Annotated in this window: 3 protein-coding genes; all 3 read right to left on the reverse strand. The window is 66.5% G+C overall.

Translation table 11 applies throughout. The features are described from left to right. Positions 1 to 26 precede the first annotated feature (26 nt). The 3 genes from ACP7AI_RS08860 to ACP7AI_RS08870 all read right to left on the reverse strand — a co-directional run bounded on the left by ACP7AI_RS08860 (position 27) and on the right by ACP7AI_RS08870 (position 12,512). A complete protein-coding gene (locus tag ACP7AI_RS08860; protein WP_426166327.1) occupies positions 27 to 944 on the reverse strand; it encodes a DMT family transporter in 918 nt (305 codons plus the stop codon). Continuing rightward, positions 941 to 1,951: a threonine aldolase family protein gene (locus tag ACP7AI_RS08865; protein WP_426166600.1), complete on the reverse strand. Its 1,011-nt coding sequence runs from the start codon at positions 1,949 to 1,951 to the stop codon at positions 941 to 943. Before ACP7AI_RS08865 ends, ACP7AI_RS08860 begins: the two co-directional genes overlap by 4 nt. A 124-nt stretch (positions 1,952 to 2,075) precedes the next feature. Further along, the gene (locus tag ACP7AI_RS08870) at positions 2,076 to 12,512 is read right to left on the reverse strand and encodes an autotransporter-associated beta strand repeat-containing protein (protein ID WP_426166330.1); all 10,437 of its coding nucleotides are present in this window, start codon (positions 12,510 to 12,512) and stop codon (positions 2,076 to 2,078) included. Positions 12,513 to 12,625: the final 113 nt, after the last annotated feature.

Genomic DNA, 12,625 nt, shown 5'->3' on the forward strand with positions numbered 1-12,625 from the left:
GGCTCTCCCCTGGCGCGAGACGGACGCTAGGAGCGGCTGCGCAGCGCCACCACCAGCCCGACCATCGCGAGCGCTCCGCCGGCGACCGCCAGCGGCGTCCAGCGATAGCCCTCGAACACCGTCGACAGCGCCATCGCCACCAGCGGCACCACAACGCCATTGTACGCGGCCTTGCCCGGCCCGACCGCCCGTATGATTGCGTAATAGAGGCTGAAGGCCACCGCCGAGGCGACCAGCCCGAGATAGGCCAGGCCGAGCAGGAAAGCCGGCGATGTGTCGATGACCGGCGGCCCGGCCAGCGCCCAGGCGAGCCCGGCATTCAGCAGGCCGCCATAGGCCATCGACCAGGCCAGCCCGCCTTCCGCCGGCAGAGAGCGGCCGGTGCTGGTCGCCTGCATGACATTGGCGACGCTCGCCGACAGCACGCCGCCGATGGCCAGCGCCAGCCCGAGCGCCACGGCGCGGGTGTCGAGGCCAGGTGCCATCAGGTCACGGGCAAAGATCAGCGCCACCCCGCCGATGCCCATGATGCTGCCCAGCGCAAACCGCGGCGTGATGCGCTGGCCGAGGAACGCTGCCGACAACAGCGCATTCGGCACGATCAACAGCGCAAAGCTGAGCGCCACCAGGCCCGAGGTGACATGTTCCTCGGCGCGGTAGACGAGGTTGAAATTGAGCACGAACTGCATGACGGCGTTGACCAGCGCGAACCGATGACCGGCGCCGCCGATGCGCAGCGACTTGCCGCGGACCAGCACCATCAGCATCATCGCGCTGCCGCCGAGCAGGAAACGATAGGCCACCGCCCAGCTCGCCGGCACCACGCCGAGCTGCGTCTTGATGACCAGCCAGGTCGACCCCCAGATGAAGGTGATGATGGCGAAATAGACGAGCAGCCGCGGCGTGAAGACGCCGGCCGGCCGGATCTGCGCTGCCGCCGTCACCCCGCCAGCAGCGCGGCGAGCGCCGCGATGTCGGCGTCGGGCGTGTCCCAGGCGACGACAAAGCGTGCCTCGCCCGACCCGGCGGCGCCCCAGTCGTAAAAGCCCAGCCCCGCGGCGCGCAGCCGTTCGGGTTCGCCGGGGCGCAGTTGCACGAACACCTCATTGGCCTCGACGGGATGCATGACCCTGTCGCCGGCGGCGGCGGCGATGGCCTGTGCCCCGGCATTGGCGCGGGCGGCATTGCGCAGCCAGGTGCCGCCTTCGATCATCGCCAGCAGCTGCGCCGCCTGGAACCGGCCCTTGCTCGGCATCTGCCCGGCGCGCTTGCGGCGGAACTTGAGGTCGGCGACGAGGTCGGGCCCGAACACCACGATGGCTTCGGCCGACAGCCCGCCGTTCTTGATGGTGCCAAAACTGAGGATGTCGACCCCGGCCCGGCAGCTGATGTCGCCGGGATGGCAGCCGAGATGCGCGACGGCATTGGCAAAGCGGGCACCGTCGAGATGGACACGCCAGCCTTGCGCCCGGGCGTGATCGCCGAGCGCCGCCAGCTCCGCCGGCGTGTAGACGGTGCCGGCCTCGGTCGCCTGGGTCAGCGACAGCGCCCGCACCTGGACCTGGTGGACATCGCCGCGGTGCGGCAGCAATGCCGTCGCGATGCCTTCAGGAGTCAGCTTGCCGGCGGCGCCGGGCACCAGCATCAGCGCGGCGCCACCGGTGAAAAAGCCGGGCGCGCCGCATTCATCGACCTGGATATGGGCATCCTGGTGGCAGACGATGGCGCCATAGGGCGGCACCATCGTCGCCAGCGCCAGCGCATTGGCGGCGGTGCCGGTACCGACCGGCAGCACCGTGCAGGCTTGCCCGAAGACCTCCGCGAATGCCGCATCGAGCCGCGCCGAAATCGGGTCGCCGTCGTAACCCGACACCGTCGCCGGCGCCGCCGCGGCAATGGCGGCGAGTACTTCGGGACAGGGGGCAGCGGCGTTGTCGGAATAGAAGGTCATGGCACAGCGGCTAGGGCGGCCGGCCGCCAGCGTCAATGTTTCGCCGCCGGTGGCGATCGCCGCACATGAAAACGGCAGCATTCCCGGGGGAATGCTGCCGCAATCAGCGACGATGGAGGGACGATCAGAACCCGATGGTGAGGGTTGCGCGGGCACCATGGTCCTTGTTCTTGGAACCGATGATGCCGCTGTAGCCGGCGCCGAGCTTGATCGTCGGGGTGATGCTGAAGTCGGCCTTGGCTTCGAGCGCCACGGCGTCGCGATCGAGGGCCACGGCGCGGATGCCGGCATCGCTGTTGAGGCCGGTGATCGAGCTGTAGGTCAGCCCGTTCAGGTCGCCGCTCGTGCGATGCCAGGCGGCCGAACCGCTCAGCTCGACGATGCCGTTCTGGATGCCGCCGCGCAGACCCGCGTCGACCACCGTCAGGTTGTTGCGCTGGCCCTTGCCGACCAGCGCCGCAATGCCGCCAGCCTCGGCGAAGGCGTCGGAGCGCACCTGGGCGTGGGCAACCCGACCGAACGGTTCGAACCGGATATCGCCACCGACCAGGTCATAAGCGACTTCGCCGAAGATCTGGTAGGTCGTGCCCGAGATGCTGCTGGTCAGCGATTGCTGCAGGCCGGGCGCGGTGATGGCGCGAGCGCCCTTCGCCTTGTTGCCGGCGATCGAGCCGCCGAGACCGACGGCAAAGCCCTCGCCAGGCTGACGATAGCCCGCGTAGATCGCGCCACCGGTCGATTCCAGCTTGGATTTGCCGAGGACGTCGAACGTCAGGTCGGTGCTGGTGTAATGGAACATCGCACCGGCCTTGAAGCCGTCGTTGGCGAAATCGATACCGGTCAGCACACCGCGCTGTTCGGTTTCGAAACGGCTGCCGATGCCATCGGCACTGGCCTTACCCCACGACCCGGCGGCACGCAGCCAGAAGGTCGTTGCCTTGTCGCCATCGGTCGTCGTCACCGAACTGGCGCCGCTGATCGCCGACAGGCCGGCGTTCAGGCGGTCGAAGGCGGCTTCGCGGACGACGCGGGTATCTTCCAGCAGGACCCGGCGCTCGGCGCTGTGCAGTTCGCCCGAAAGCTGGCTGAGGGCGTTCGAGAAATTGGCGCCCTGGGTGAACAGCGGGAAGAACGGCTGCGGGTTGTAGCCGGCCTTGACCGCGGCATCGAACGCCGTTGCCACCGCCAGCGGATTGCCGGTGAGGGTGCCGCCGCCAATGTTGACCAGCGAGTTCGGCGTCAGGCGCAGGATCACCGAGGTCGCTGTGTATTCCAGCGTCGGCAAGAACGCGACGCCGAAGTTGGCGAACGAGGTGGTGGCGAAATTGCCGGTCCGCGCGCTCGACGACAGCAGGGTGTAGCTGGTGTTGAACGCGGCGCCCGGTGCCGAGATGTTGGTCACCACGATACCGCCGGCAATGCTTGCCGCACCGCTGGCGGTGATCCGGTCAGCGACCAGGCCGTTGAGTTCGGCCTGATAGGTCGAACCGGCAGCGAGGGTGACCGAGCCGTTGACGCTGAGCGTGCCAGCGCCGCTGTTACCCGGTGCCACGGTGCCGCCCGACTGAACGGTCAGCGCGCCGACCGTGCCGGTGCCGGCGAGCGTGGCGCCCGACTGCACCGTGGTTGCCGAGCTGGCCAGCGAGCCGTTCACCGACAGGCGACCGGCGGCGACCGTGGTCGGGCCGGTGATCGTGTTGATGGCGTTGATGATCAGGCCACCGCTACCCTGCTTCGTCAGGCTGCCGACGCCGCTGATGACGCCGTTGAGCGTCGCGGTGTTGGCACCCGTGTCGATGAAGCCATTGGCGGTCGACACGATCTGGTTGGCAAGCGTGATGTTGGCGCCGGCGACCAGCGTCGCATTGTTGTTGATCGCAATGGCGCCGATGCCGCCGGCGGTGTTGGTGCCGAGCGTCACCTTGCCCTGGTTGATGCCGAGGTTGGTGAAGCTGTTGGCGCCGTTGAGCACGAGGTTGCCGGTGCCGACCTGGCTGATCGAGCCGGCGCCGTTGATGTTGCCGTTGAGCGTGAACACGCCAGGGCCGGAGTTGACGATGCCGTTGGCGGTCGTGGTGATGGCGTTGGCCAGCACCAGGCCGGAGACACCCGCCGCCAGCGTCGCATTGTTGTTGATGGCGATACCGCCGATGCCCGCCGCCGTGCTGGTACCGACAGTCACCGTGCCCTGGTTGATGCCAAGGTTGCGGAAGCTGTTGGCGCCGTTGAGCACCAGGTTGCCGGTGCTGACCTGGCTGATCGAGCCCGCGCCGTTGATGTTGCCATTGAGCGTGAACACGCCAGGGCCGGAGTTGACGATGCCGTTCGCCGTGGTGGTGATGGCATTGGCCAGCACCAGCCCGGAGACGCCCGCCGCCAGCGTCGCATTGTTGTTGATGGCGATGCCACCGATGCCCGCCGCCGTGTTGGTACCGACTGTCACCGTGCCCTGGTTGATACCGAGGTTGGTGAAGCTGTTGTTGCCGTTGAGCACCAGATTGCCGATGCCGACTTGGCTGATCGAGCCCGCGCCATCGATGTTGCCGTTGAGCGTGAACACGCCGGGGCCCGAGTTGACGATGCCGTTCGCCGTGGTGGTGATGGCATTGGCCAGCACCAGCCCGGAGACGCCGGCTGCCAGCGTCGCGTTGTTGTTGATCGCGATGGCGCCGATGCCGGCGGCAGTATTGGTACCGACAGTCACGGTGCCCTGATTGATGCCCAGGTTGGTGAAGCTGTTGTTGCCGTTCAGCACCAGATTGCCGCTGCCGATCTGCGAGATCGAGCCGGCCCCGATGACATTGCCGCTCAGCGTCAGCACTTCGCCGGCGCGGACGTTGACGAGGCCATTGGCCGTCGTCTCGACAGCGTTCGCGAGCGTGACCGCCGCACCGCCCGACTGGAGGGTGGCGTTGTTGTTGATCGCGATGCTGCCGATGCCCGCCGCCGTGTTGCTGCCGACCTGCACCGTTCCCTGGTTGATGCCGAGGTTGGTGAAGCTGTTGTCACCGTTCAGCACCAGCGTGCCGGTACCGATCTGCGAGATCGAGCCAGCCCCGATGACATTGCCGTTGAGCGTCAGCACTTCACCGGCACGCGCGTTGACAAGGCCGTTAGCCGTCGTCTCGACCGCGTTGGCCAGCGTGATCGCCGCACCGCCCGACTGCAGGGTGGTATTGTCGTTGATCGCGATGGCGCCGATGCCCGCCGCCGTGTTGCTGCCGACCTGCACCGTTCCCTGGTTGATGCCAAGGTTGGTGAAGCTGTTGGCGCCGTTCAGCACCAGCGTGCCGGTGTCGATCGAGCTGATCGAGCCTGCGCCACCGATGTTGCCATTCAGCGTGAACACGAAGCCGTTGTTGTCAACGATGCCATTGGCGGTCGTCGTCACGTCATTGGCGAGCACCAGGCCATCCGCCCCCGCAGCAAGCGTGGCGTTGTCGTTGATGTTGATGCTGCCCGCACCCGCGGCGGTGCTGGTGCCGACAGTGACCGTGCCCTGGTTGATGCCGAGGTCGGTGAAGCTGTTGTTGCCGTTGAGCACCAGATTGCCGGTGCCGACCTGCGAGATCGAGCCGGCGCCGCCGATATTGCCGTTCAGCGTGAACACGCCGGCACCCGAGTCGACGATGCCGTTCGCCGTCGTCGTGATGGCGTTGGCCAGCACCAGGCCCGACACACCGGCCGCGAGAGTGGCGTTATCGTTGACGTTGATGCTGCCGCTGCCGGCGGCCGTGTTGGTGCCGACAGTGACCGTGCCCTGGTTGATGCCGAGGTTCACGAAGCTGTTGTCGCCGTTCAGCACCAGGTTGCCGGTGCCGATCTGCGAGATCGAGCCGGCGCCACCGATGTTGCCGTTCAGCGTGAACACGCCGCCGCCCGAGTCGACGAGGCCGTTGGCGGTCGTGGTGATCGCATTGACCAGCACCAGGCCCGACACGCCCGCCGCAAGGGTGGCGTTATCGTTGATGTTGATGCTGCCGATGCCGGCCGCCGTGTTGGTACCGATGGTCACCGTACCCTGGTTGATGCCGAGGTCGGTGAAGCTGTTGGCGCCGTTGAGCACCAGATTGCCGAGGCCGATCGAGCTGATCGAACCGGCGCCACCGATGGTGCCATCGAGTGTGAAGGTAAAGCCGCTGTTGTCGACGAGGCCGTTCGCCGTCGTGGTGATCGCATTGGCGAGGACGAGGCCGTCCGCGCCGGCCTTCAGCGTGGCGTCATTGTTGATGTTGATCGAACCGATGCCGGCCGCCGTGTTGGTGCCGACAGTGACCGTGCCCTGGTTGATGCCGAGGTCGGTGAAGCTGTTGTCGCCGTTCAGCACCAGGGTGCCGCTGCCGATCTGCGAGATCGAGCCCGCGCCGACGACATTGCCGTTGAGGGTCAGTACTTCACCGGCGCGGACATTGATAAGGCCATTGGCCGTGGTTGCGACGCCGTTGGCCAGCGTGATCGCCGCGCCGCCCGACTGCAGGGTGGCGTTGTCGTTGATCGAGATGCCACCGATCCCGGCCGCCGTGTTGCTGCCGACCTGCACGGTCCCTTGGTTGATTCCCAGGTTCACAAAGCTGTTGTCACCGTTGAGCACCAGCGTGCCGAGACCGATCTGGCTGAGCGACCCGAAAGCGCCACCGGCCTGCTGAAGCAGGACGGCATCGAGCCCGTTGAAGGCGGGATCCTGGCGACCGAAGAACTGCAGCAGCGACGAAGCGCCCGTGGCGACAACGGTCGTGCTGTAGTTGGTCCAGACCGCCGGGCCCTGCGGCATCTGCAGCACATCGGTGCCGTTCCATGCCGCCGAGGCAATCGACGGGCCACCTTGGCCGGGATTGAAGGCATAGCTGAGAACATAGCTCTGGCCGGCGGTCGTCGCGACCGTCTGGCTGAGCGGGCAGGCGGTCGAAACGCAGCCGGTGCCGGCATAGAAACTGCCGTCGACGGCATTGAGGCCACCTGTCGTTGCGCTCCAGGCAAAGCTCTGGCCCGTCGTGGTCCAACCGGAAATGTTGCCAGCTTCGAAGCTGCCGTTGGTCAGCAGGTTGCCGCCCAGGCCCGCGCCCGTACCACCGCCGATGTTGCCATTGAGCGTCAGCGTCGTGCCGGCCTGCACGTCGACAAGGCCATTGCCCGTCGTCGTCATGGCGTTGGCCAGCGTCACGTCCTTGTTGTTGGCCAGCGTCGCATTGTTGTTGAGGTTGATCGAGCCGACGCCGGCAGCGGTATCCGAACCCACCGTCACCGTGCCCTGGTTGATGCCGAGATCGGTGAAGCTGTTGTTGCCGTTGAGCACCAGATTGCCGGTGCCGACCTGCGAGATCGAGCCGGCGCCGCCGATATTGCCGTTCAGCGTGAACACGCCGGCACCCGAGTCGACGATGCCGTTCGCCGTCGTCGTGATGGCGTTGGCCAGCACCAGGCCCGACACACCGGCTGCGAGAGTGGCGTTGTCGTTGATGTTGATGCTGCCCGCACCCGCAGCGGTGCTGGTGCCGAGCGTGACCGTGCCCTGGTTGATGCCGAGGTCGGTGAAGCTGTTGTTGCCGTTGAGCACCAGATTGCCGGTGCCGATCTGCGAGATCGAGCCGGCGCCGCCGATATTGCCGTTCAGCGTGAACACGCCGGCACCCGAGTCGACGATGCCGTTGGCCGTCGTCGTGATGGCGTTGGCCAGCACCAGGCCCGACACGCCCGCCGCGAGGGTGGCGTTGTCGTTGATGTTGATCGAACCGATGCCGGCCGCCGTGTTGGTGCCGACAGTCACGGTGCCCTGGTTGATACCGAGGTCGGTGAAGCTGTTATTGCCGTTGAGCACCAGGTTGCCGGTGCCGACCTGCGAGATCGAGCCCGCGCCGCCGATGTCGCCATTCAGCGTGAACACGCCGGCGCCCGAGTCGACGAGGCCGTTGCCGGTCGTCGTGACCGCGTTGGCGAGCACGAGGCCCGAGACGCCGGCGGCCAGCGTCGTGTCGCTCGCCATCGTCAGCGTACCGGTGCCGAGCGCGCCGTTGGTCAGCACGGTGATCTGGCCATTGGTAAGCTGCGTGCCGCCCGCATAGCTGCTGTTGCCGCCGAGCGCGAGCGTGCCCGCACCCTGCTTGACGATCTCGCCGACGCCGGTGATCGGCGCGGTGATCGTTGTCGTCACGCCGGCGTCGGTAAATACGAAGCTCGACGTCGCCGTCGTCAGTTCGCCGGCACCGCTGGCGGTCAGCACATAGCCGTCACCGGTGAACTGCAGGCCCTGGAACTGGATGCTGTCGGTGATGTCGACAGTGCCGCCCGGCGCTGTGAACACACCGAGTGCATCCTGCTGCCAGCTGGAATTGAGCGCGCTCGGCGGGCCACCGGTCCAGTTCGTGTTGCTGAGGTTCCAGGTGCCCGAGCCGCCGCTGATGACGCCGTTGCCGACGCCATCGGCGCCGTCCCAGTACAGCACGACCGTCGGGGAGCTGAGCACGACCAGGTTGACCTGCCCGTTGACCAGCGTCTGCACGACGCCGCTGGCACCGTTGTCGAGCGAATTGATCGACAGGATATTGTCGGTCAGGGCGCCGGTGTAGGTGATGAGGTTGTAGATTCCAGGCGTGAACAGGCCGCCGGCGCTCTGCACGACGTTCAACTGGCCATCGAGGACCAGGTCGCCGTTGACGATGACGAGATCGTTAAGCGGGCCGCCGATCGTGTTGGCCGCGCCCAGTTCCCAATTGAGGATCGAGCCGCCATTGAGGTTGAGCGCGCCGACGGTCAGCGTGCCGGGCGAGTTGCCTGGGCTGAGGGTACCACCGTCTTCGATGGTCACATCTCCGGCGATGGTGCCGGTGCCGGACAGGGTGGCACCCGACAGCACGGTAACCGCGGTATTGCCGAGCGCGCCGTTGACGTTGAGGTTACCCGCATCGACGCTCGTCGCGCCGGTGTAGGTGCTGGTCCCCGTCAGGGTCAGCGTGCCGCTGCCGGTCTTGGCAATGCCGCCGTCGCCGCCGATGGCGCCGGTCATCGTCAGCACGCCCGGGCCGGTGTCGATCGTGCCAGCGCCGGTCGTCGTCACCGCATTGGCAAGAACGAGGCCCGACATCCCGGCCGCCAGCGTTGCGTTGTTGTTGATGTTGATGCTGCCGATGCCGGCTGCCGTGTTGGAGCCGACAACGACCGTGCCCTGGTTGATGCCGAGGTCGGCGAAGCTGTTGTCGCCGTTAAGCACCAGGGTGCCGGTGCCGACCTGCGAAATCGAGCCGGCGCCCCCGATGTTGCCGTTGAGCGTGAACACGCCCGGGCCGGCATTGACGATGCCATTGCCGGTCGTCGTGACGCCATTCACCAGCGCGAGCCCATCGGCGCCCGCCGCCAGCGTGGCGTTGTCGTTGATGTTGATGCTGCCAATGCCCGCAGCCGTGTTGGTGCCGACAACGACCGTGCCCTGGTTGATGCCGAGGTCGGTGAAGCTGTTGTCGCCGTTAAGCACCAGGGTGCCGGTGCCGACCTGCGAGATCGAGCCGGCGCCACCGATGTTGCCATTGAGCGTGAAGACGCCCGGTCCGGCGTTGACGATGCCGTTCGCCGTCGTCGTGATGGCGTTGGCCAACGCAAGACCATCGGCGCCCGCCGCCAGCGTGGCATTGTCGTTGATGTTGATGCTGCCGATGCCGGCGGCCGTGTTGGTGCCGACAGTCACCGTGCCCTGATTGATGCCGAGGTCGGTGAAGCTGTTGTTGCCGTTCAGCACCAGGTTGCCGGTGCCGACCTGCGAGATCGAGCCGGCGCCGCTGATGGCGCCATTGAGCGTGAACACGCCAGGACCCGAATCGACCTTGCCACTGCCAAGCGTGGCAACGGCGTTGGCCAAGGCGAGGCCGCTTACGCCAGCGATCAACGTCGTGTTGTCGGCGATCGTCACGCCGCCGGCGCCGAGCGCGGCATCGTTGCCGACCTGGACCGCGCCGAAATTGATCGTGGTTCCGCCGCTGTAGGTGTTGGCCGCATTAAGTGCGAGCGTTCCTGCCTCGTCATAGAACAGGCTGCCGCTGCCTGAAATCACGCCATCGATTGCCGACAGGCCATTGTAGACGCGGAAGGTGTCGACGCCATTCAGTACGAAATTGTTGGCCAGGGTGATGCCACCCGTCACCAGATCGAACGCAGTGCCGCCGGCCATGGTGACATCGCCGCCGCCAACCGCGCCCGAGACATAGGCACGCACGGTGCCGCCCTGAATGTCCGTCCCGCCCGCATAGCTGTTGGCGCGCGTCAGATCGAGATAGCCCACACCCTGCTTGACGATCGAGCCCGCGCCGGAAACCACGAGATCGAACACCGTCACATCCGCGGCGGCGGTAGCGGTATCGACAACGCTGGCACCATTGGTGACCAGCGAACCGCTGCCGCCATCGGTCAGCACATAGCCGCCTGTGGTGAACGTCAAGCTTGTGAAGGTCTGCGGACCGACCACAGAGACGGTACCGGCACTGCCGGCGAACACGCCTTCGGTATTGGCCCAGGACAGGGCCCCGGCGCCGGTGGCATCGGTCCAGTTGGTCGCGCCGGCCGTCCAGATGCCGTCGCCGCCGTTGACGACGTTATTGCCGAACGGTCCGGTGCCGTCCCAATAGCGCGGCCCGTCAAAGGCGACGAGCAGATTGACTCCACCGGCACCGCCACCAATCCCGGTGGTCGTCACGATCGAATAGGTGAAGCCTGCCGGGCCGCTGCCGGCGAGCAGGACGTTGTTGGCAAGCAGGTTGCCGTAGTTGATGACGCGATAGGTGCCGGCATCGAAGCCCAGCAGCGCGGTGGTGTTGATGGTACCGTCGAGCGTCAGGTTGTTGGTAACGACGATCAGGTCGCTGCCGGCGCCGCCGAGCGGAGCATTCGGCGCGGCGAGTTCGAAGTTCAGCACCGAGCCTGCGTTGAGAACCAGATTGCCGACCGTCAGCGTGCCCGGGCTGGTGCCCGGCGCGATGATGCCGCCATCGGCGATCGTCACCGTCCGTGCCGCCGCAACCGAGCCGTTGCCGCTGAGCGTTGCGCCGGCGTTGACCGTGACATCGCTGGTCAGCGAACCGTCGAGCTGCAGCGTACCCGAATTCACGGTCGTCGTACCAATGTAGGTCTTTGCACCTTCCAGAATCAGAGTCCCGGCGCCGGCCTTGACCACCGACCCGGCGCCGGCATTCAGGTTGCGGATGACACCGCTGTAGGTCAGATCATTGCCGTTGGTGTCGAATGTCACGACGCTTGCGGCACGCAGTTCGTTGGCGATGACGAGGACGTTGCCAAAGGCCGTGATGCCCGAGGGACCCGACATGTTGATCTGGTTGCCGGGACCGCCAAGCGCGTTGTCGACGGCGACGCCGAGCACGCCCTGGCTGACGTTGACGCTGCCGACAAAGCTGTTCGCGCGGTTGAAGATGACCGTGCCGTCGCCGCCGCTGAAGAACAACCGGCCGTTGCCGCTGATCGTGCCGTCGAGCGTCAGCGACTGACCGGCCACCGGCGCGCGAAAGTTGATGCCGCGGTCGGGCGATGCGAAGCTGAGGACGATGTCGTTGCTGAGGGTGACGTTGGTCACCGACGCAAAGGCCGCCGCCGAAACCGTGAACGACGATGTGTTGTCCGAAGCCAAGATGGCGCCGGCGCCGGTCGAGGAGGAACTGCCGACGATCAGGCCGCTGCCGTTGAGAATGATGCCGCCGCCGAAGGTGTTGAGGCCGGTCAGCGCCGCGCCGCCGCCGGTGAGGTCGAGCGAACCCGCACCCGAGATCACGCCGCTGAGGGTGAAGGGCAGCCCGCCGAGCGACAGCCTGGCGCCGAGATTGATGTCGTTCGCGACCGTCAGCGCGGACCCGAAGCTGGTCATCCGCGCGTTGCCGGTAACGTCGATGGCGCCCGTGCCGAACGCGCCGCCCGAGCCGAAGCCGAGCGTGCCGGCCGCCAGCTGGGTGCCGCCGGTGTAATTGCTCGCGCGGGAGAAGCGCTGCAGCCCGGCACCCGTCTTGATGACGCGAATCGCATCGCCGGCACCCGAATTGCCGCCGATGTTGCCGGCGAAACTATGGTCCGTCGCACTCGAAATCGTCAACGTCGCCAACGCGCCCGTGTTGCGCACGCCGCCATTGGCGCCAGTGCCGACGAGGCCGTTGATCGTCTGGCCGAAGCCGGCCATGTCGAGCACGCCGGTGCTGGTCGTGTTGAGCAGCGACGCGGCGGACAGGGTGTTGGCGGCCCCGGCAATGATGCGGCTCGAGGCGCCGATCGTCGTCACGCCGGAATAGGTGTTGGCGCCGGTCAGGGTCAGGGCACCCGCACCGGTTTTCGTCAGGCCGAGCACGCCACCGTTGTCGCGCAACACGCCAGCATAGGTTTGCGCCGACAGCAGCTGCGCCGTCAGTGTCGCCGACCCGGTCGAATTGAAGATATCGTTGTAGGGGGCGAACGAATTAATGGTCTGATTCGCGCCGGCGAGATCCAGTGTCTGGGCAGCTGCCGGGGACAATCCGACAACGGCCAGCCCGGTTGCCGAGACAGTGATTCGCGCAGCGCGAACGAGAGCGCTGGTCGCCATCAAAGAGCGACGACGCGTAGTACCAAAGAACATATAGCCCCCAACAATTATGCGTTTAAGCCCAGTTAACGCACCGTCGTTGTTACTCTGATTGCTGGGAAATGCAAGCCAAG

Origin of the sequence: Sandarakinorhabdus sp. DWP1-3-1, from assembly GCF_049896705.1 — a bacterium.
Taxonomy (GTDB): domain Bacteria; phylum Pseudomonadota; class Alphaproteobacteria; order Sphingomonadales; family Sphingomonadaceae; genus Sandarakinorhabdus.

Coding starts and splice junctions, on each gene's coding strand:
- ACP7AI_RS08865 (WP_426166600.1), bottom strand. CDS start 1,951: ATGACCTTCTATTCCGACAACGCCGCTGCCCCCTGTCCCGAAGTACTC.
- ACP7AI_RS08870 (WP_426166330.1), bottom strand. CDS start 12,512: ATGGCGACCAGCGCTCTCGTTCGCGCTGCGCGAATCACTGTCTCGGCA.